Consider the following 18,690-nt stretch of genomic DNA (forward strand, 5'->3'; position numbering starts at 1 on the left):
GGTGAACCGAACCAATCGCCGTGTTGCCACCTTGATGGTGCACACATCCCCGCTTGATCAAGCGGGTACGGGCGATGCCGGCGGAATGAATATCTATGTGGTTGAAGCAGCGCAGAATATGGCTGCTATGGGAGTTGCAGTAGATATTTTTACTCGCAGAACAAATAACCAGGTTGCAGATATTGTTGATGTTGCACCGGGTGTGAGAGTTATCCAACTTAATGTGGCCCCAGTCTCTGGTGTTACTAAAGAGCAGTTACCTAGTTACATTCCTGAACTCTCGGTTGCCTTTAAGCAGGCCTTGCAAGCAGAGACTTATGATGTGATTCATTCCCACTATTGGATCAGCGGCAAGGTTGCGATGCCGGTTGCGAAAGAACTTGATATTCCCTTGATTCACACCATGCACACCATGGCGCGAGTGAAGAATTTGAATTTGGCTGAAGGAGAAAGCCCAGAGCCAATGATTCGCGTGCAGGGTGAGACCCAAGTGGTGGCAGCAGCCGATGCCCTGGTTGCAAATACCGATGCCGAAGCAGCATCCCTTGTTTCACTCTATGAAGCATGTCCTGACAATGTCTCGGTGGTAAGCCCAGGAGTGAACCTGAAAGTCTTTACACCAGGTGCTGGTCGCGCCAGTGCACGCAAAGAGCTAGGCCTTGATCCTGATGCTCACATCATTACCTTTGTGGGTCGCATTCAGCCACATAAGGGACCTGAAGTATTAATTCGCGCAATTGCAGAGATGGTTTCACACTCTAAGCACCTGCGTCCTAAGTTAATTACCAACATTATTGGCGGCGCCTCTGGTGCTAACCAATCTGAAGTTGAGCGCCTTACTGAACTTGTTTCCTGGCTTGGAATATCTGATGTGGTGCGCTTTGCACCACCTGTTCCACGCACAGATTTACCACAGTGGTATCGCGCCGCAGATTTAGTCTGCGTGCCAAGCTACTCAGAAAGTTTTGGTCTAGTTGCACTGGAAGCACAAGCATGTGGCACACCTGTGGTGGCAACAGCTGTTGGCGGCCTTCGCACAGCAGTTGCCGACGGCATCTCTGGCGTATTAGTTGATGGTCATAATCCACGTGCCTGGTCATCTGTCTTTGCTCGACTATTGCAAGAACCACAACGTCGCGTGCTCTTATCGATGGGGGCGATCGAACATGCTTCTCACTTCGGCTGGGATGCCACATCTCGTGGAACACTTGATATCTACGACCGAGTCTTATCTGCTCGTCGTGATGCACAGAAGCACATTGGCTAAATGTCCCTGAACCCAGCTGTTGTCATTGAAGATTTCCTGGAATCACATGATCTTGATTTTGAGCGCAGCAATGAAAAGACCTTCATGGTCACTTTGCCTGGAGAGAAGAAGCTGCAGACTCATTGCGCGCTGATCATTGGTGATCACTCTTTAAGCATTAACGCTTTTGTGATTCGCAAACCTGATACCCACGAAGATGCGGTGCATAAGTGGTGCATGGCAAAAAATGCCCAGATGTATGGCATTGCATTTGCCATTAATGAATTGGGAGACATCTACCTGGTGGGGCGTTTGCCGCTAGCGGCTGTGAGCGCGTTAGAGATAGATCGCATTATTGGTTCAGTGCTGCAGTATTCAGATTCATCATTTAACCCACTGCTCGAACTTGGCTTTGCAGATGCGATCCGGCGCGAGTGGGCTTGGCGAGTCAGTCGCGGAGAATCACTGGCAAATCTTGAGGCATTTACCCATCTCATTTAATTATTTCTTCTCATCATGAGAAGATAGCCACATGTCACACTCCACACTCATCCTCTTGCGCCATGGCGAATCCGAATGGAATGCCTTGAATCTCTTCACCGGTTGGGTCGATGTCAGACTTTCAACCAAGGGTGAAGCAGAAGCTGCGCGTGGTGGAAAGTTATTGGCAGAGCGCGGACTTTTACCTGATGTTGTCCACACTTCACTCTTGCGCAGAGCTATTCACACTTCACAGTTGGCACTCGATGCTTGTGATCGCCACTGGATTCCAGTTAAACGTTCCTGGCGCCTCAATGAACGCCACTACGGCGCACTACAAGGCAAAGATAAAGCGCAAACTTTGGCTGAATATGGGGAAGCACAATTCACGCTTTGGCGCCGCTCCTTTGACACACCACCACCGCTGATTGAAAAAGGCTCGAAGTATTCCCAAGATTCAGATGCCCGCTATGCCGGCCTTGGCTCTGATTTGCCCATGACTGAATGCCTGAAAGATGTCGTGGTGCGGATGGTTCCTTATTGGGAACAAGAAATTGTGCCTGATCTAAAGGAGGGCAAAGTAGTTCTAGTTACCGCCCACGGTAATTCACTGCGTGCGCTGGTTAAGCACCTTGAAGGTATTAGCGATGAAGATATTGCCGGACTTAATATCCCCACTGGAATCCCACTGCTCTATGAACTAGATGAGCAGATGCGCCCAGTGAAAAAAGGCGGAGAGTACTTAGATCCAGCGGCAGCCGCAGCTGCTATTACAGCTGTTGCGAATCAGGGTAAGAAGTAGGTTAGGGCGTAACGCTTGCGTAATCATCACGCTTATCGCGAATGATGACGTTGGTAGTGACAACACCGGCGCGCGCAAATGCCAGTGAAAGCTTCACATTATTGCCAGCTTTTGCTCCAACGCCGATAAAGACTGCCTTTGTTGTTGCAACGTCTCCTTCAAAGCGTACTGGCTTATTCTGATCAAGGTTTTGTTCACCTGTAATTGCAGCCGCCACGTTATTAACTGAGATTCCCAGCAGTGCATCGCGCTCTTCTGAGTAGTTAATAATCGTTCCGACAACAACGGCTGAGCCATCTTCAGTTGCCACAAGAAGTAAGTTGGTAACAGAGATGTTATTTCCTTCGTTTTTGATCATAATCTCAGCACCGTCTGTCACTTTCTTAACCAGGCGCGTTGCAGCGTTGGGCCCGGAACCTGAACATGCGGTGAGTGAGAGAGCCAATGCAACAGCTGTGAATGCAAGAGAAATATTCTTGAAATGTGTTCGGCTCATGGCGAAATTATCTCATGTGAAATAAGCCTTATTTCACGCCGCTTTACGCCGATAACCCGGGGTTTTCTATGTCGGTGATGGCTGGTAGAATTGACCCTCTACCGAAGGGCAATACATGACATTCAAGGTCGGCGAAACCGTTGTTTATCCACATCACGGAGCAGCTCTTATCGAGGCGATTGAAACTCGAGTAATCAAGGGCGAAGAGAAGACCTACCTAGTTTTGAAAGTTGCTCAGGGTGACCTCACCGTTCGCGTTCCAGCAGAGAATGTAGACCTGGTCGGCGTGCGCGATGTAGTCGATTCTGCAGGCCTTGATCGGGTATTTAACGTCCTTCGTCAGCCATATACCGAAGAGCCAACAAACTGGTCACGTCGCTATAAGGCAAACCTAGAAAAGCTTGCATCAGGAGATGTCATTAAGGTCGCAGAAGTTGTGCGTGATCTCTACCGCCGCGATCTCGATCGTGGTCTCTCTGCTGGTGAAAAGCGCATGCTCGCCAAGGCGAAGCAGATTCTCGTCTCTGAGCTCGCACTTGCCGAGCGCACAGATGAAGAGAAGGCTGCAACTCTCCTTGACGAGGTTCTCGCTTCTTAATTTTTTAATAACTCATCGCTATGATCGCCGCAATTATCGCAGCTGCCGGTAGCGGTGAACGTTTCGGTGCATCTATTCCCAAAGCGCTCATTCAACTCGGTGATCGCACACTTCTGGAACATTCCATCTCAGCGTTGTCATCGGTTGCAGATCAGATTGTTGTCAGCGCTCCAGCTGGATATGAAGATCAAATCCGAGCACTGGTCGGTAATGACATCACTGTTGTCACAGGTGGCGCCACACGTTCAGAAAGTGTTCGCCTAGCGCTAGCAACAATTGAAAATGCAGATTTTGTCTTAGTCCACGATGCTGCGCGAGCACTTGCTAGCCGCGAACTGGCAGCACGCGTTGTTGCTGCGCTAAAAGCTGGTGATGTTGCAGTGATTCCAGCACTACCAGAAGTTGATACGGTCAAAGTCATTGATGCCAACGGTTATGTAACATCAACTCCAGATCGCACAACACTGCGCCGCGTGCAGACCCCACAAGGTTTTACATTTTCAGTTCTTAAGAGCGCCCATGCAACAGCCAGTGATGCCACAGACGATGCAGCACTTGTTGCAGCTGCTGGCCACAAAGTGCGCGTCATTGACGGGCAAGAACGAGCCTTGAAAATCACAACACCACATGATCTTGCAACCGCGCTGCAATTTATGGGTAGCGCGCAATCATTTTCTTCAGGTGTGGGAGTTGATGCCCATGCATTTGGCCAAGGGCGCGAACTCTGGCTGGCCGGTTTGCATTGGCCTGATGAAGTTGGAGTTGAGGGGCACTCTGATGGCGATGTTGCAGCACATGCCATTTGCGACGCACTCTTTGCCGCAACTGGTCTCGGTGATCTAGGAAGTAATTTTGGAACATCGCGGCCTGAATATGCGGGAGCATCTGGAATCAAGTTATTGAAAGAGACCTACCTTTTGATTAGTAATGCGGGATTTTCAATCTCACATGTTTCGGTTCAGATTATTGGAAATCGTCCAAGAATCGGTGCTCGTCGCGCAGAAGCGATTGCAACGATATCGACCGCCCTTGGGGGCGCCGAGGTAGCAATCCTTGCAACAACCACCGATGGCATGGGCCTTACCGGTGAAGGCAAAGGTATTGCTGCAATTGCATCGGCCCTTGTTATTAAGTGCGCATAGTTAAAGTAGAATTGCCTAATGAGTTCGCTATCTTTATATGACACCTTAACGCGAACCACCTCTGAATTCATTCCGCTCAAAGCTGGCGAAGTAGGCATCTATTTATGTGGTGCCACGGTGCAGGCACCGCCACATATTGGCCATGTGCGCTCTGGTGTGAACTTTGACATCTTGCGCCGCTGGCTAACGCGAAGTGGATACAACGTCACATTTATTCGTAATGTCACAGATATTGATGACAAGATTTTGCATAAGGCAGTGCACGAGCAAGCGCCATGGTGGGCAGTTGCGATGAAATATGAACGCGCATTTACTGATGCTTACGCAGCACTGAATGTCTTGCCACCCACATATGAGCCGCGTGCTACCGGACATGTCACACAAATGATTGAATTGATGCAGCTACTGATTGAAAAAGGCGCTGCATATGCCCCAGGTAATGGCGATGTGTATTTAGAGGTTCGCAAACTCTCTTCCTATCTCACCCTTTCACGTCAGAAGCTTGATGATCTATTGCCGGCAGCCGATGCTGATGAAACATATAAAAAAGATCCACGAGATTTTGCACTATGGAAAGCGGCCAAGCCAGGAGATCCATCATGGCCAACACCATGGGGTGCTGGTCGCCCAGGTTGGCACTTGGAATGTTCGGCGATGGCGCATGCTTATCTAGGTGAAGCATTTGATATTCACGGCGGCGGACTAGATCTGATTTTTCCTCACCATGAAAATGAAATCGCACAATCTGAAGCTGCGGGATACGGCTTTGCTAAGCGCTGGTTACATAACGCCTGGGTCACTGCCTCCGGTGAGAAGATGTCGAAATCACTGGGTAATTCATTGCAGGTGCATGAATTGTTAAAGAGCGTGCGCGGAATTGAACTGCGTTGGTATTTAGGTTCTGCTCATTACCGCTCCATGCTTGAGTTTTCACATGAAGCTTTGGCTGAATCTGCCACCGCTTTCCGTCGTATTGAAGGCTTCCTTAATCGCTCTGTTGAGATTTTAGGCTCAGAGCCGGTACCTACTATCAGCCAGGTCTTTACCGATGCCATGAATGATGATTTAGCTGTGCCAACAGCTCTTGCCTCAATTTCAGAGGCGCTGCGCGCAGGAAATAGCGCAATTACTGCAGGCGATACCGCCACCATTGAAAATAGCGCCAATGAGATTCGCGGAGCGTTAGAAATACTTGGCTGTGATCCCTTTGATCCCGCCTTCGCATCTAGCACCGCCGTTGAAGATATTGGCGCAGCACTCGATGGTGTTATTCAATTAGCACTGGCCCAGCGCACAGCTGCGCGTGAGCGAAAAGATTTTGCAGCATCCGATCAGATTCGTGATGGCTTAGCAGTGCTGGGAATTACTATTGAAGATACAGCTCAAGGACCACGTTGGTCGATTACTGGAAATGGAAGTAACTAGCAATGGCCGGTAATGCAAAACCACGTGGAGCAGTGCGAAAGAGTAAAAAAGGACCATCGGCTGGAACTGGTGGAAATAACAAGCGACGTCTTGAAGGTAAGGGGCCAACACCGAAGGCGGAAGATCGTCCCTATCACGCAGCAGCGAAGCGAAAGAAGGCGGCTGAAAAAACTGCGGCAAAGAAGCCAGCAGCAGCTGGGCGCAAGTTTTCAAAAGGTGATGCACCTCGTGGTGAGATTGTGGCCGGACGCAACGCGGTATTAGAAGCGCTGCGCGAATCTGTGCCAGCAACTGAGTTACTTGTGGCACGCAGTATCGATGTCGATGATCGTGTTGCGGAATCACTGCAGATTGCACTTAACCATGGACTATCTATTCGCGAGGCACATCGCGCCGAGGTGGAAGGAATTTCTCCAAATAGCCAAGGAATTATTCTTTCGATTAAGCCTTTTCAATATTCATCTTTTGAAGAAATCACACAGCGAGCAAAGAACCCGATGTTACTTGTTGCCCTAGATGGTGTGACAGATCCACGTAACTTGGGCGCAATTGTGAGAAGCGCCGCAGCCTTTGGCGCATCTGGTGTTTTGATGACTGAACGACGCGCTGCCGGCATGACCGCATCTGCGTGGAAATCATCAGCTGGAGCAGCTGCACGCTTACCCATTGCACAAGTAACAAACCTTGCTCGCACCATCGATGAAGCAAAGAAACTAGGCTGTTTTGTGGTCGGCCTTGATGGCGAATCCGATGTATCTATCGCTGAGATGAAGGTGGCAACTGAGAATTTGATGGTGATTGTGGGCTCTGAAGGTAAGGGGCTGGCACGTTTAACTCGCGAGAAGTGTGACCTAGTTGTCTCTATTCCCATCAGTGCAAGTACTGAATCCTTAAACGCTTCCGTTGCAACATCTATCGCGCTCTATGCCGTCGATGAAGCACGGCGTAAAGGTTAATTACTTAGGTTAATTCGCAGTGATATATCAACGTTTCATCGTCTGTGGAGATTCTTACTCTGAAGGCATGAGCGATGAAATCATCGATGGTCAGTATCGCGGATGGGCAGATCGTGCTGCAGATGAGATGGCCAAAGCCCGCCCTGATTTCACCTATGTGAATTTAGCTGTGCGTGGAAAATTGCTGGGACAAGTTGTGCAAGACCAAGTTCCGGTCGCACTCTCATTTGTCACAGGTCGTGACACTCTTATCTCATTTCACGCCGGTGCTAATGATGCGCTGCGCCCGGGATATCAGGCAGATGTTGCCATCGCGCTCTATCAAGATGCGGTCCGATCACTTGCGCGAAGTGGCGCGCAAGTAATGCTCTTTACCGTCCTTGAAAAAACTGGCAACCAGGGGCGAGGCGCCGAGATTTGGGAGCGCCGCTTTTCGGCATTTAATAAAGGTGTGCGAGCGGTGGGGCTAGAAGTTGGCGCGATTGTGGTTGATGCCAATGAAGAGAATTTCTTAAGTGATCGAAGATTTTTAGCATTTGATCGCCTTCACTTAAATTCGGAAGGTCACTATCGATGTGCGCAAGCGGTATTAGAAAAAATTGGCTTGCCATTTAATCCTGGATGGAGAACACCGTTGCCACCAGCGAAGAAAGTTCCGTGGATTGTGCAAAGGGGCATCACTGTTGCCTGGTTTATTGTTTTTGCGCTGCCCTGGATTTATCGTCGTTTACGGGGTAAGTCATCAGGTGATGGAAGAAGTGCCAAATACCCATTACCGCTCTCCTGGCCGAGGTAAAGGCCACGATTTTTAGAATTGGGCGCTGGGTGCCATAATTACGCTCGCACTTCGCCTCCCTAGCTCAGTGGTAGAGCAGCTCACTTGTAATGAGCAGGTCATCCGTTCAATCCGGATGGGGGGCTCCAAATCAATTACTCCAACGCATCATGGAAGGAGTCCACATGTCAGATAACTCATTTTCCCATGAATCATTTGATGATCTCATCGCTGCAAATACCGAATATCAGAAAACCTTTAAGTATTCCGGGCTCTCCGGCTCTGCCGCTAAGGGCCTTGCGATTGTGACCTGTATGGATTCACGCATTAATCCACTTTCAGTAGTGGGAATGAATTCAGGGGACGCCAAGATTCTTCGTAATGCAGGAGCTCGCGTGACCGAAGACGTTCTACGTACTTTGGTTCTTGCTACCTACCTACTTAACGTCAATCGCATTTTGGTGATGCCACATACTGACTGCGCCATGGCGCGTGGTGATGAAGCGGCAATTCACAAACTCATTGATGATAAGTATGGTGTGAATACATCGAGCCTGGAATTTAAAACTACTTCAGATCAATTAGGTGCACTGGCATCAGATATCAATCGGGTGCGTTCCTACCCACTGCTGCGTGATGGCGTTGTTGTTGCGGGCGCAATTTATGATGTCAAGACTGGAAAAATTACTCCATACGAGGGTTAGCACGGCGGATCGGCATCTTGGTAACTGGATAGCTCAAATCTTCTAGGAAATCCTGAATTAATACCTGCGTGATGGCGGGCTTTTCTTTTACAAATCCATGGGAAGTTCCCGGCACTACTGCAAGTTGGCCTAGTGGAATACTTTCAAAGAGTTCGATGGTGTGGCTATGTGCGATGACATCATCATCACCGGCCATAACAAGTACTGGGCATTGGATTGTGGCCAAATCTTTGGTGGTCAGTGTTGGCTCTGATTTCCAGATTTTTATCATTCGCACGATTTTTTCAGCCAAGGTATCGGGTGCATCGGGTGAGGTGCGGTTGTACTCCTCTTGATCTTCTGGCGAGATAACGCCATCGAATTCAGGTAGCGGCAGCGTTCCGCTGTGATGGAAATTTGCTCCCAGTGTCACCACTGATCGCACGAGTTCCGGGCGCTTCATTGCTGCAAGCAGGGCAATATTTCCACCATCGCTATAACCAATGAGGTGCGCTGGCTCTTTCACAACACTTTCTAGGTATGCAATCAGCTCTGTTACTTGATAATCAAAGTGCAAACTTCCAGTGCGATCTCCGGTGAAGCCATGTGCGGTGCGATCATAGGCAAAGGGATGAAATTGTTCTTCAATAGCAGGAAGCACTTGGGCATCCCAATGGGAAGTCTGGCTTAAGCCCCCATGTAGTAACACAACAGCTTCGCCATTGTTATCCCATTCATAGCAGTAGAGCTGATGTCCTGCTACCTCGAGATATTTTTCTAACATAACAAAGAGCGTTAGAGCGTATCCATGATGTGGCGATTGCCGCGATCAAATGTGAGGTAGTTCCAGCTCCAGTCGACGATAGTGCCCACTTTGTTGCGCCCACCAACAAGATAGAAAAGGTGGAGGAATAACCAAGCAAACCAGGCAAGTGGTCCTGTTAATTTAAGCCCGCGGAATTCAACAACAGCCTTGTGGCGGCCAATAGTTGCCATGGCACCTTTATCAAAGTATTTAAATGGTGAGAGTGCTTTGCCTGACTCTTTGCGCAAGATTTGTTTTGCCACCCACTTTGCTTGTTGCAAGGCAACGGGTGCGACCATCGGCAAGAAACGACCATCGGCGCCGGGTGTGCCGTTGATATCTCCGATTGCCCAAATATTTGGATAGTTCTTCACTTCTAGATTTTCATCGGTATCAATACGGGTGCCGGCAAGTGGAAGATTGAGAATGCTGGCGGTGGGTTCACCCTTAACACCGGCGGCCCAGATAGTTACTTCTGCTGGAATCGGAGCACCCTCAGTAAGAATAATCTGTCGTGATTTCACTTCCCGCACAGCGGTATTGGTTCGCACGATGACGCCGAGTTTGCGCAGATCAGATTCAGCGCGCGCCGAAAGCTTCTCGCTAAACATCGGCAAGATGCGCGGGCCAGCTTCAATCAGATAAACATCGATATGTTCAGCTGCGGCGGCTAAGTCATTTTTCAGTGGCCCACGCTTAAGTTCGGCAAGTGCGCCAGCCATTTCAACACCCGTAGGTCCGCCGCCAACTACTGCAATCGATAGTCGGGTGTTATCTTCAAAACGAGCAAGATCTTCAAAGCGGCGAAGTACTTCTGCGCGAATTGTGAGCGCTTCATGCACACTCTTCATTCCAAGTGCGTGATCTGTTACCCCAGCAACTCCGAAGTCGGCAGTGACTGAACCGAGGGCCACGATCAGGTGATCGAAATCAAGAGACTCAGAGGAATCAAGTTTTACTGACTTGTTCTTATGATCAACTGAGATAGGTGAACCCATTCGAAACTTCACCCCAGTATCGCGAAGGGCGCCACGAATTGGATGGACTACGTGATCTGCGGCCAAGCCAGCAGTTGATACCTGATAGAGAAGTGGTAGAAAAGTTTGAAAGTTATGGCGATCAACGAGTGTGACATCTGCCTTTTCGGCCAAGGCGCGAGCTGCTCCAAGGCCGCCGAAACCAGCGCCAAGTATGACTACGCGCGGTCGGGTAGAAGTCTTCATGTGCGCAGTCTACGCTCCGTCCTATGGAATCGCAGAATCAAGACCGGCTCTACCTCGTTACTGGTGCATCTGGATATGTAGGTGGTCGTTTGGTGCGAGTACTTCTGGAAGATAAGAAGCGAGTGCGGGTCTTTGTTCGCGATGCCCAAAAGATTAAAGGACATGCCTGGGCTGATGGTGTTGAAATTTGCGAAGGCACTGCAACAAATGGTGAAGATCTAGCGCGCGCTTTGGAAGGTGTGCACACCGCCTACTACCTCTTGCATTCCATTAACGTGGCGACAGATTTTGAATCAGTGGAAGCGCAGATGGCACGCACCTTTGCCGATCGGGCAGAAGCTGCCGGTGTAAAGCAAATTGTCTACTTGGGTGGAATTGCCAACGATGAAAACCGCAGCCGCCACTTGCTATCACGTATGAATACCGGCATTGAGTTGGCATCCACATCGGTACCAGTGCTCGAACTTCGCGCTGGAATTATTATCGGTTCCGGTTCGGCCTCTTTTGAGATGCTGCGCCATCTCACACACCGCTTGCCGATTATGACCACCCCCAAGTGGGTTTCTAATCGCACCCAACCGATTGCTATCCGCGATGTTCTTTACTACTTACGTAGCGTGGCAAATTTAAAGCAACCAGTTAATCGCATCTGCGATATTGGTGGCCCAGAAGTAATGTCATATGCGGCGATGATGCAGGAATTTTCCAAGTTATCTGGACTACGAAAGCGCATCATTATTCAAGTGCCGGTGCTTACTCCCAAGCTTTCCAGTTTGTGGATCGGTTTTGTGACACCTGTGCCAACATCACTTGCGCGTCCACTAGTGGAATCACTGATTAGTGAAGTTGTGGCAGATCCGCGCAAGAGCATCAACGATTTGATTCCATCCCCTGCAGAAGGTCTGCTCACTGTTTCGCAAGCAATTCAGTTAGCTCTTACTCGCACGGAAGAGAACTCAGTCTCCACTCGCTGGTCAGATGCCGCTTTTCCCACAGCGCCCTGGCAGAAAGCACAGAGTGATCCCGATTGGGCAGGGGAACTCACACTGAAAGATCATCGCGAAATTACTACCGATGTTCCCGCTAAATATATTTGGGAGCAGATCGAAGGAATCGGCGGGGAACACGGTTGGTTTGGTTCCGGTTGGCTCTGGTATTTGCGCGGATTAGTCGATCGCATGGTGGGAGGTGTTGGACTACGTCGTGGACGGCGTGATCCGAACCATCTCCGTGTTGGCGATAGTTTAGATTTTTGGCGAGTAGAAGGACTTACGCCAGAAAAACACTTGCGACTCTATGCCGAGATGATTCTGCCTGGAAAAGCATGGCTGGAATTTCATTTAGAAGAAATTGATGGCAAGACTGTCCTTACCCAAGATGCCCTCTTTGCACCACGTGGATTAGGTGGCCAGATTTATTGGTATCTCGTTTCACCCTTTCATTTCTTTATCTTTCCAACGATGTGTCGCAATATTGTTAAAGCTGCTCGTAAATCCCACACTTCACGCTAACTCCGTCGTAAGATTAGGTACATGTCTGCGTTAGAAAACTCCGAGACTGCCGGTTCCACATTGACCGACCTCGAACGACGCATTCTTGAATTCGAACGTGATTGGTGGCGCTTTGCGGGGGCGAAAGAGAGCGCGATTAAAGAGCTCTTTGACCTATCTGCCCCTCGTTACTACCAACTGCTCAATGACCTCATTGATCGAGCCGATGCCCTTGAGGCGGCTCCCATGCTGGTCAAGCGCCTTCGCCGCCTGCGTGAAGCCCGCATGAGCGCTCGCACCGCCCGCTAACCCTCTCTCGTTTTGCAGCCTGGAATAAGAACCTCTAGATTTGGCGTTAGCACTCATAGGCCGAGAGTGATAATTCGGCCGGATTCACCCGATCTATTAGGAGCTAAAAACTATGGCAAAGCAGATTGCCTTTAATGAAGAAGCCCGCCGCGGATTAGAGCGCGGAATGAATGTACTTGCTGACGCAGTCAAGGTAACCCTTGGACCCCGCGGTCGCAACGTCGTACTTGAAAAGAAGTGGGGCGCACCAACAATTACCAACGATGGTGTCTCGATTGCAAAAGAGATCGATCTCGATGATCCATGGGAGAAAATTGGCGCAGAGCTAGTTAAGGAAGTTGCTAAGAAGACAGATGATGTCGCAGGCGATGGAACAACTACTGCAACAGTTCTAGCTCAAGCACTTGTGCGCGAAGGACTTCGCAACGTTGCCGCTGGATCAAACCCAATGGCACTTAAGCGTGGAATCGAAAAGGCAGTAGATGCCATCGTGAGCGAACTTGGTTCCATGGCAAAGAGCGTTGATTCCAAGGAACAGATTGCAGCAACTGCATCTATTTCGGCCGCGGATGCCACTATCGGTGAAATGATCGCAGAGGCGATGGATAAGGTCGGCAAAGAAGGCGTCATCACGGTTGAAGAATCAAACACATTTGGTCTTGAACTAGAACTTACTGAAGGTATGCGCTTTGACAAGGGTTATGTTTCACCATACTTCGTCACCGACACAGACCGCATGGAAGCAGTTCTAGAAGATGCCTATGTGCTCATCGTGAACTCAAAGATTTCAAATATTAAAGATCTCGTTCCTGTACTTGAAAAGGTAATGCAATCAGGTAAGCCACTTGCGATCATCGCTGAAGATATTGAAGGTGAAGCACTTGCGACCCTCGTTGTGAACAAGATTAAGGGAACATTTCGTTCAGCTGCGGTTAAGGCGCCAGGCTTTGGAGATCGTCGCAAGGCGATGCTGCAAGACATTGCCATCCTCACCGGAGCTACCGTTATTTCAGAGGAAGTTGGCCTGAAGTTAGAAACTGCAGGTCTAGAACTTCTTGGTCGCGCGCGCAAGGTTGTTATCTCAAAGGAAGAGACCACAATCGTTGAAGGCGGCGGAGATGACGCACAGATCAAGGGACGCGTTGCCCAGATTCGCACCGAGATCGAAAAGTCAGATTCAGATTATGACAAAGAGAAGCTGCAAGAGCGTCTTGCCAAGCTTGCGGGCGGCGTTGCTGTCATCAAAGCTGGAGCTGCAACTGAAGTTGAACTTAAAGAGCGTAAGCACCGCATTGAAGATGCTGTGCGCAACGCAAAGGCTGCAGTTGAAGAAGGAATCGTCGCCGGTGGTGGCGTTGCACTCCTTCAGGCAGCAACAGCAGCATTTAAGAAGCTCAAGCTAGAAGGCGATGAAGCAACAGGTGCCAAGATTGTTGAAGTTTCAATCGAAGCTCCACTGAAGCAAATCGCAATCAATGCTGGTCTTGAAGGCGGAGTTGTAGTTGAGAAGGTTCGCAACTTAGACGCTGGCTTCGGACTTAACGCTGCAACTGGAGAGTACGTAGACATGATTAAGGCTGGCATCATCGATCCAGCTAAGGTCACACGTTCTGCTCTTCAAAATGCTGCATCCATTGCCGCACTCTTTATTACAACAGAGGCAGTAATCACCGATAAGCCTGAGCCAAAGGGAGCAAACCCTGCGCCACAAGGCGGCGGGGATATGGACTTCTAAATCCTTAGCTAAATCAGGCAAAGATTTAAGGGCGGCCCTCGAGATTAACCTCTCGGGGGCCTTCTGCTTTACGATTAGCAGATGAAGTCATTTAACGCAGAATCCGTAGCACGCGATGCCGCTTTGGCAGATGCCGAATTTGCGACTCAGGTTGGCGACTTCGTCTCTGTTGAATACGATGACGATAATCGCGTAGCGACATATCTTTTTGACGCCGTCATTGCCGGCTATGTCGGATGGCGTTGGTGCATCACACTTGCCAAAGTAGATAAAGATGCTGAACCAACTATTTGTGATGTCGTTATTTTGCCTGGCCCAGATTCACTGATTGCACCTGATCACATTCCTTATATGGATCGCATTTTGCCCGAAGATATTGAACCGGGCGTTATTGTTCCAAGTGTTTTGGAAGATACTCGACTTGTTCCTGGTGTGAACGCACTTGTGCAAGATGAAGACCTTGATGCAACACAAGTATTTGATTTAGGCTTAGCGCGTCCTCGTGTTCTTTCCATCGAAGGTCGCGATCAAGCAAGCAAGCGTTGGTATTCAGGTGATCGCGGACCTAATACGCCACTTGCACAAGGTGCTCCTAAGCCATGCGCCTCCTGCGGATTTTTCTTACCTATCGCTGGATCACTTCGTTCAGCATTTGGCGTCTGTGCCAATGCAATCGCACCTGATGATGCCCGCGTGGTCTCAGTTGATCATGGGTGTGGGGCTCATTCAGAGGCAACTCTGTAAAACTTTTACGCCTAAAACCCGGTAGCACGCCCCATCGCAAATACGATAAATTAGCCCCCTGTCCGAATCCCCCGGCTACTAAACGAGTACCGTAAGAATTTAAGGAGTAAGTGCAATGCCTACCGGAAAAGTTAAATGGTTTTCCCTTGAAAAAGGCTTTGGATTTATTGCATCCGATGAAGGCGAAGATGTCTATCTAGCTGGATCAGCACTCCCAGAAGGCGTTGCAACTGTTAAGCCTGGAACAAAGCTTGAGTTCAGCGTGATTGATTCTCGCAAGGGGCCACAAGCAATGTCTGTGCACATCATTGATGCACCAGTTTCTTTGGCTGAAAATTCACGCGTTAATAGCGATGATCTTGCCGCAATGATTGAAGACACCATCAAGATTCTTGATCGTGTTGGAAATGGTCTTCGTCAAGGACGCCATCCATCAGGTGCTGAAGCAGAGCGTCTTGGTCGTGTTCTTCGCGGTATCGCTTCCCAACTAGAAGCTTAGATACCGCTACGTCTACTACGACGTATTGTGTAACGAATACCCATAACGCCTAAGCCGGCGCCCACCACACATGTCCAAATGATTTTGGATTCTGCATCAATAACTACTGCGACAGCGCCGGCGCCAATCCAGGCAATGGTTCCCACTGCAATAAGAGTGACCACATTCTTGATATTACTTGCCATAGTTAAAGCCTAACCTTAGTTACCAAGAAAAATAAGAGCGACTAGTGCAATAAGTGTGAGGACTGTAATAAGTCTGCGACTTCTATAGTTCATGTGCTGGCTCCGCATGCGATGGTATGAATTGAATAACAGCATAGGCGATGATCATCAGCACTGGCACCATCAAATATGCACGAGAGATACCAAGGTGATCACCCAGAATTCCAAGTACGAATGGGGATAAACCAATTGCACTTCCGGCCGCCAGGGAGTTCTTTCCCATTGCTAAATCTGGACGACCGTCACTGAGGCCAATCAGTCGCAAGGATGAGAGTGTGAACTGACTTGATACCCCAAGACCAGTAACTAGTAGCGAGAAGAAGCTGATTGTTAGGTTGTGCGAAAACCATAAGCCGGCAAAGCCAAAGAACTGTGTGGCAATAAATATTTTCAGTTGTGCATCAATTTCCCATTGTTTAAGCAGAATCGGTCCATACCAACGCCCAATTGCCATTCCAGAACCAAATGCCACGACAGCAAGAGTTGCGATGGCAGGTGTGGCATCAGTGCGGTCACGGATAAGTGCTGCCGCCCAGAAAGAGATTGCGAACTCGCTGGCAATGCAAGCAAAGAAACCAAACCAAGAGATCCAGAAGTGGCCGGAAAGTTTGCCGCCTTGTGGTCCATCTTCGTGCGGCACATGCGCCTGCTCATCTCTAATTCTGCGAAAGAAAAATAGATAGAGCACAAATGGCAAGACAGCCAGGATTCCGATGCGCCATTGATCTCGGAAACTATCTGCGACCAGTCCCACAGTCAGCGTGCCGATGACATAACCGATAGAACCAATCGCATTTGCTTGCGTGAGCGCCACCGCTGATTGCTTGCCATAGTGCCCCGTCAGTGAAGTGACAAAGTTATTAATGACAACTGAGACTCCAAAACCGGCAACAAGTGCCGCCAGAATTGTCAGTTCAACTGGGGGAGCTGCAACAAATCCGATCAGGCCGATGGAGAAAATGATGAGACCAATCCACCCAGTACTAGAGCGACCAAATCTATGCACAAGGTGTGAATTAGAAAGACCGGCCATGATTGAGGCAACACCCATTGCAGTTCCATGAAGACCAGCGATAGTGAGCGATGTTCCCTGGTCTGCGCGGAGCAACGGTTGTGATGGACCGAATGCTCCTAGGAAGATATTGACAGCCGCACCTTGTAGCGCGATCGTCCAGAAAAAGGAGTCGCGCTTTACCTTATGGGCCATGAACTAAAGCTTGGAGACGACAAAGTCGATTGATGCTGTGAGTGCATCAATATCGGCTGGGTCGACAGCGGGGAACATACCTATGCGAAGTTGATTCTTACCAAGCTTGCGATAAGGCTCGGTATCCACAATTCCATTAGCGCGCAGGGCAGCAGCCACGGCTGTGGCATCAATGGCATCATCGAAGTTAATGGTGCCAACAACGTTAGAACGCTGGGCTGGGTTAGTAACAAAAGGAGTTGTGTAGCTGGTCTTTTCCGCCCAGCCATAGAGACGTGATGCGGAATCAGCGCTGCGACCTGCTGCAAACTTCAGGCCACCATTGGCATTCATCCACTTCAATTGCTCATCAAGGAGCATCAAAGTGACAAGTGCTGGCGTGTTATATGTCTGATCAAGTCGTGAGTTTTCAATAGCAATGGTGAGATCAAAGAATGCTGGAATCCAACGACCGCCGGCCTTAATCTTTTCTGCACGCGCGATTGCAGCCGGGCTCATGAGTGCCAGCCAGAGACCACCATCTGATGCGAAAGATTTTTGTGGTGCAAAGTAGTAGGTATCAAATTCCTTAGCGTTCACATCAAGGCCGCCGGCGGCAGAAGTTGCATCGACTAGAACCAATGCGCCATCTGTTCCAGCTGGGCGCTTGATTGGCATCGAAACACCAGTTGAAGTTTCATTATGTGTCAAGGCATAGACATCGATACCGGCTTCGGCAACAGCTTCTGGATGTGAGCCGGGCTCAGATTTAATAACAGTTGGCTCACCCAGAAATGGTGCTTCTTTTGCAGCGCTGGCAAACTTTGATGAGAATTCACCGAAAACTAAGTGCTGGGAACGATTTTCGATAAGTCCAAGGGTTGCGATATCCCAAAATGCAGTGGATCCACCGTTACCAAGAATGACTTCATAGCCCTCAGGTAGTGAGAAGAGAGATGAGAGACCTTCGCGCACACTTTTGACAACGTTCTTTACTGGCTTTTGGCGGTGAGATGTTCCAAGAATGTAATTCGCACCGGGTGCGGTAAGTGCTGCGAGTGCTTCTGGTCGAATCTTTGATGGACCACAACCAAAACGTCCATCACGTGGTTTGAGGTTTTCCGGAATAACTATCTCTGCGCTCATGGGCAAAGACTAAGGGTAGTAACGACCTACTTCCCAATCTGAACTGGTGTTAGCCCGCTCATAGCGCAGGCGATCATGTAAGCGGGAGTAGCGTCCTTGCCAGAATTCGATGCTGATTGGCGTAACGCGATAGCCACCCCATTGCGGCGGACATGGAACGGATATCCCTTCCGGCCATTTCTGCGCAGCACCGGCATAGCGTTGCTCTAACTCTTCGCGGGAAGCTAAGGGTGCAGATTGTGCCGATGCCCAGGCGCCAATCTGAGAACCCCACGGACGAGTTGCAAAGTAATCTTCAGATTCTTCGCGCGAAATCTTTGCGGCAAATCCGCTGATTGAAACCTGCCGCTCCATGGCATACCAAGGGAAAAGCAGAGTGACTTGTTCGTGTAATTCAATCGCTTGTGCTTTGCGAGATGAGTAGTTGGTAAAGAAGGTAAAGCCACCATCTGATACATCTTTAAGTAACACTGTGCGCGTGGTGATGGCGTCGTGGCCTTGCGCATCACTACCTAAAGTAGATAAGACCATTGCATTGGCTTCGACGATAAAGTCATTTGCTGCAGCTTCAGTGAGCCAGCTACCAAATGCGGCAAAGGGATCAGCCGGCAAGGACTCGAGTCCGACCTCGCCATAAGAGCGGCGCATGGCTCGGATTGCATCGCGTTCCATCTGGCTCATGGATGTATCGAACCTCACTTTTGGCATGTGTGCACCCCCGCCCGG

General features: G+C 49.5%; 21 protein-coding genes and 1 tRNA gene. 15 read left to right on the forward strand and 7 right to left on the reverse strand.

What is annotated here, in order from left to right; genetic code table 11:
* Position 1: 1 nt before the first annotated feature.
* The 3 genes from mshA to A1sIA79_RS00330 are packed head-to-tail and all read left to right on the forward strand — an operon-like array spanning position 2 to position 2,528.
* Positions 2–1,267 (forward strand): D-inositol-3-phosphate glycosyltransferase, encoded by a 1,266-nt coding sequence (gene mshA, locus A1sIA79_RS00320; protein WP_223298354.1) that lies wholly within the window; start codon positions 2–4, stop codon positions 1,265–1,267.
* A complete protein-coding gene (locus A1sIA79_RS00325; protein WP_095674274.1) occupies positions 1,268–1,747 on the forward strand; it encodes a type III secretion system chaperone family protein in 480 nt (159 codons plus the stop codon). It begins immediately after the preceding gene.
* A gap of 31 nt (positions 1,748–1,778) precedes the next feature.
* Complete coding sequence (locus tag A1sIA79_RS00330) at positions 1,779–2,528, forward strand: phosphoglyceromutase (RefSeq protein WP_095674275.1); 750 nt, start codon at positions 1,779–1,781, stop codon at positions 2,526–2,528.
* Position 2,529: 1 nt separating this feature from the next.
* Here the strand turns inward: A1sIA79_RS00330 and A1sIA79_RS00335 are convergent, their stop codons facing one another.
* The gene (locus tag A1sIA79_RS00335) at positions 2,530–3,024 is read right to left on the reverse strand and encodes a hypothetical protein (RefSeq protein ID WP_095674276.1); all 495 of its coding nucleotides are present in this window, start codon (positions 3,022–3,024) and stop codon (positions 2,530–2,532) included.
* A 115-nt stretch (positions 3,025–3,139) separates the two neighbouring features.
* Between A1sIA79_RS00335 and A1sIA79_RS00340 the strand changes: the two genes are divergently transcribed.
* The 7 genes from A1sIA79_RS00340 (at position 3,140) to A1sIA79_RS00370 (ending at position 8,624) form a co-directional block, all read left to right on the forward strand.
* A complete protein-coding gene (locus tag A1sIA79_RS00340) occupies positions 3,140–3,622 on the forward strand; it encodes a CarD family transcriptional regulator (RefSeq protein WP_020046318.1) in 483 nt (160 codons plus the stop codon).
* A 20-nt stretch (positions 3,623–3,642) separates the two neighbouring features.
* Positions 3,643–4,764, forward strand: a complete 1,122-nt coding sequence (gene ispD / locus A1sIA79_RS00345) for a 2-C-methyl-D-erythritol 4-phosphate cytidylyltransferase (RefSeq protein WP_095674277.1) — start codon at positions 3,643–3,645, stop codon at positions 4,762–4,764.
* 18 nt (positions 4,765–4,782) lie between these two features.
* The gene (gene cysS, locus A1sIA79_RS00350; protein ID WP_095674278.1) at positions 4,783–6,189 is read left to right on the forward strand and encodes a cysteine--tRNA ligase; all 1,407 of its coding nucleotides are present in this window, start codon (positions 4,783–4,785) and stop codon (positions 6,187–6,189) included.
* Between the two features lie 2 nt (positions 6,190–6,191).
* Entirely contained in the window at positions 6,192–7,145 is a 954-nt protein-coding gene (gene rlmB, locus A1sIA79_RS00355; protein ID WP_095674279.1) for a 23S rRNA (guanosine(2251)-2'-O)-methyltransferase RlmB, read from the forward strand.
* A gap of 19 nt (positions 7,146–7,164) precedes the next feature.
* Positions 7,165–7,941 carry an SGNH/GDSL hydrolase family protein gene (locus A1sIA79_RS00360; RefSeq protein ID WP_095674280.1) on the forward strand — a complete coding sequence of 259 codons (777 nt, stop codon included), beginning with the start codon at positions 7,165–7,167 and terminating at the stop codon, positions 7,939–7,941.
* Between the two features lie 53 nt (positions 7,942–7,994).
* Positions 7,995–8,069 (forward strand) — tRNA-Thr (locus A1sIA79_RS00365).
* Positions 8,070–8,105: 36 nt separating this feature from the next.
* The gene (locus A1sIA79_RS00370) at positions 8,106–8,624 is read left to right on the forward strand and encodes a beta-class carbonic anhydrase (RefSeq protein WP_095674281.1); all 519 of its coding nucleotides are present in this window, start codon (positions 8,106–8,108) and stop codon (positions 8,622–8,624) included.
* Here A1sIA79_RS00370 and A1sIA79_RS00375 read toward each other — a convergent pair.
* Positions 8,605–9,387 (reverse strand): alpha/beta fold hydrolase, encoded by a 783-nt coding sequence (locus A1sIA79_RS00375; RefSeq protein WP_095674282.1) that lies wholly within the window; start codon positions 9,385–9,387, stop codon positions 8,605–8,607. The two genes, A1sIA79_RS00370 and A1sIA79_RS00375, sit on opposite strands and share 20 nt — an antisense overlap.
* 11 nt (positions 9,388–9,398) lie before the next feature.
* Positions 9,399–10,631, reverse strand: a complete 1,233-nt coding sequence (locus tag A1sIA79_RS00380; protein WP_095674283.1) for an NAD(P)/FAD-dependent oxidoreductase — start codon at positions 10,629–10,631, stop codon at positions 9,399–9,401.
* A 23-nt stretch (positions 10,632–10,654) separates the two neighbouring features.
* On the opposite strand from A1sIA79_RS00380, the gene A1sIA79_RS00385 reads away from it, so the two are divergent.
* From A1sIA79_RS00385 to A1sIA79_RS00405, 5 genes are all read left to right on the forward strand, one after another.
* Entirely contained in the window at positions 10,655–12,142 is a 1,488-nt protein-coding gene (locus tag A1sIA79_RS00385) for an SDR family oxidoreductase (RefSeq protein WP_095674284.1), read from the forward strand.
* A gap of 21 nt (positions 12,143–12,163) precedes the next feature.
* Positions 12,164–12,430 carry a DUF3263 domain-containing protein gene (locus A1sIA79_RS00390; protein WP_095674285.1) on the forward strand — a complete coding sequence of 89 codons (267 nt, stop codon included), beginning with the start codon at positions 12,164–12,166 and terminating at the stop codon, positions 12,428–12,430.
* A 112-nt stretch (positions 12,431–12,542) separates the two neighbouring features.
* Entirely contained in the window at positions 12,543–14,165 is a 1,623-nt protein-coding gene (gene groL / locus A1sIA79_RS00395; protein ID WP_095674286.1) for a chaperonin GroEL, read from the forward strand.
* Positions 14,166–14,246: 81 nt separating this feature from the next.
* Positions 14,247–14,909 (forward strand): DUF3027 domain-containing protein, encoded by a 663-nt coding sequence (locus A1sIA79_RS00400; protein WP_150122965.1) that lies wholly within the window; start codon positions 14,247–14,249, stop codon positions 14,907–14,909.
* A gap of 115 nt (positions 14,910–15,024) precedes the next feature.
* Positions 15,025–15,408, forward strand: coding sequence for a cold-shock protein (locus A1sIA79_RS00405; protein WP_095674287.1), 384 nt, complete (start codon positions 15,025–15,027; stop codon positions 15,406–15,408).
* On the opposite strand, the gene A1sIA79_RS00410 is transcribed toward A1sIA79_RS00405, so the two are convergent.
* The 4 genes from A1sIA79_RS00410 to pdxH all read right to left on the reverse strand — a co-directional run bounded on the left by A1sIA79_RS00410 (position 15,405) and on the right by pdxH (position 18,645).
* Entirely contained in the window at positions 15,405–15,593 is a 189-nt protein-coding gene (locus A1sIA79_RS00410; protein WP_095674288.1) for a DUF2530 domain-containing protein, read from the reverse strand. The two genes, A1sIA79_RS00405 and A1sIA79_RS00410, sit on opposite strands and share 4 nt — an antisense overlap.
* Positions 15,594–15,675: 82 nt before the next feature.
* Positions 15,676–16,839 (reverse strand): MFS transporter, encoded by a 1,164-nt coding sequence (locus tag A1sIA79_RS00415; RefSeq protein WP_095674289.1) that lies wholly within the window; start codon positions 16,837–16,839, stop codon positions 15,676–15,678.
* A 3-nt stretch (positions 16,840–16,842) separates the two neighbouring features.
* Positions 16,843–17,964 carry a phosphoserine transaminase gene (gene serC / locus A1sIA79_RS00420; protein WP_095674290.1) on the reverse strand — a complete coding sequence of 374 codons (1,122 nt, stop codon included), beginning with the start codon at positions 17,962–17,964 and terminating at the stop codon, positions 16,843–16,845.
* A 9-nt stretch (positions 17,965–17,973) separates the two neighbouring features.
* The gene (gene pdxH / locus A1sIA79_RS00425; RefSeq protein ID WP_223298355.1) at positions 17,974–18,645 is read right to left on the reverse strand and encodes a pyridoxamine 5'-phosphate oxidase; all 672 of its coding nucleotides are present in this window, start codon (positions 18,643–18,645) and stop codon (positions 17,974–17,976) included.
* Between the last annotated feature and the right edge of the window lie 45 nt (positions 18,646–18,690).

This window comes from Candidatus Planktophila versatilis, from assembly GCF_002288105.1.
GTDB lineage: Bacteria > Actinomycetota > Actinomycetes > Nanopelagicales > Nanopelagicaceae > Planktophila > Planktophila versatilis.

What these genes read in the sequence shown, in the direction of transcription:
- A1sIA79_RS00325 (WP_095674274.1), top strand. Translation starts at nt 1,268, where the DNA reads ATGTCCCTGAACCCAGCTGTTGTCATTGAAGATTTCCTGGAATCACAT.
- A1sIA79_RS00330 (WP_095674275.1), top strand. Translation starts at nt 1,779, where the DNA reads ATGTCACACTCCACACTCATCCTCTTGCGCCATGGCGAATCCGAATGG.
- A1sIA79_RS00335 (WP_095674276.1), bottom strand. Translation starts at nt 3,024, where the DNA reads ATGAGCCGAACACATTTCAAGAATATTTCTCTTGCATTCACAGCTGTT.
- A1sIA79_RS00340 (WP_020046318.1), top strand. Translation starts at nt 3,140, where the DNA reads ATGACATTCAAGGTCGGCGAAACCGTTGTTTATCCACATCACGGAGCA.
- ispD (WP_095674277.1), top strand. Translation starts at nt 3,643, where the DNA reads ATGATCGCCGCAATTATCGCAGCTGCCGGTAGCGGTGAACGTTTCGGT.
- cysS (WP_095674278.1), top strand. Translation starts at nt 4,783, where the DNA reads ATGAGTTCGCTATCTTTATATGACACCTTAACGCGAACCACCTCTGAA.
- rlmB (WP_095674279.1), top strand. Translation starts at nt 6,192, where the DNA reads ATGGCCGGTAATGCAAAACCACGTGGAGCAGTGCGAAAGAGTAAAAAA.
- A1sIA79_RS00370 (WP_095674281.1), top strand. Translation starts at nt 8,106, where the DNA reads ATGTCAGATAACTCATTTTCCCATGAATCATTTGATGATCTCATCGCT.
- A1sIA79_RS00375 (WP_095674282.1), bottom strand. Translation starts at nt 9,387, where the DNA reads ATGTTAGAAAAATATCTCGAGGTAGCAGGACATCAGCTCTACTGCTAT.
- A1sIA79_RS00380 (WP_095674283.1), bottom strand. Translation starts at nt 10,631, where the DNA reads ATGAAGACTTCTACCCGACCGCGCGTAGTCATACTTGGCGCTGGTTTC.
- A1sIA79_RS00385 (WP_095674284.1), top strand. Translation starts at nt 10,655, where the DNA reads ATGGAATCGCAGAATCAAGACCGGCTCTACCTCGTTACTGGTGCATCT.
- A1sIA79_RS00390 (WP_095674285.1), top strand. Translation starts at nt 12,164, where the DNA reads ATGTCTGCGTTAGAAAACTCCGAGACTGCCGGTTCCACATTGACCGAC.
- groL (WP_095674286.1), top strand. Translation starts at nt 12,543, where the DNA reads ATGGCAAAGCAGATTGCCTTTAATGAAGAAGCCCGCCGCGGATTAGAG.
- A1sIA79_RS00400 (WP_150122965.1), top strand. Translation starts at nt 14,247, where the DNA reads ATGAAGTCATTTAACGCAGAATCCGTAGCACGCGATGCCGCTTTGGCA.
- A1sIA79_RS00405 (WP_095674287.1), top strand. Translation starts at nt 15,025, where the DNA reads ATGCCTACCGGAAAAGTTAAATGGTTTTCCCTTGAAAAAGGCTTTGGA.
- A1sIA79_RS00410 (WP_095674288.1), bottom strand. Translation starts at nt 15,593, where the DNA reads ATGGCAAGTAATATCAAGAATGTGGTCACTCTTATTGCAGTGGGAACC.
- A1sIA79_RS00415 (WP_095674289.1), bottom strand. Translation starts at nt 16,839, where the DNA reads ATGGCCCATAAGGTAAAGCGCGACTCCTTTTTCTGGACGATCGCGCTA.
- serC (WP_095674290.1), bottom strand. Translation starts at nt 17,964, where the DNA reads ATGAGCGCAGAGATAGTTATTCCGGAAAACCTCAAACCACGTGATGGA.
- pdxH (WP_223298355.1), bottom strand. Translation starts at nt 18,645, where the DNA reads ATGAGCCAGATGGAACGCGATGCAATCCGAGCCATGCGCCGCTCTTAT.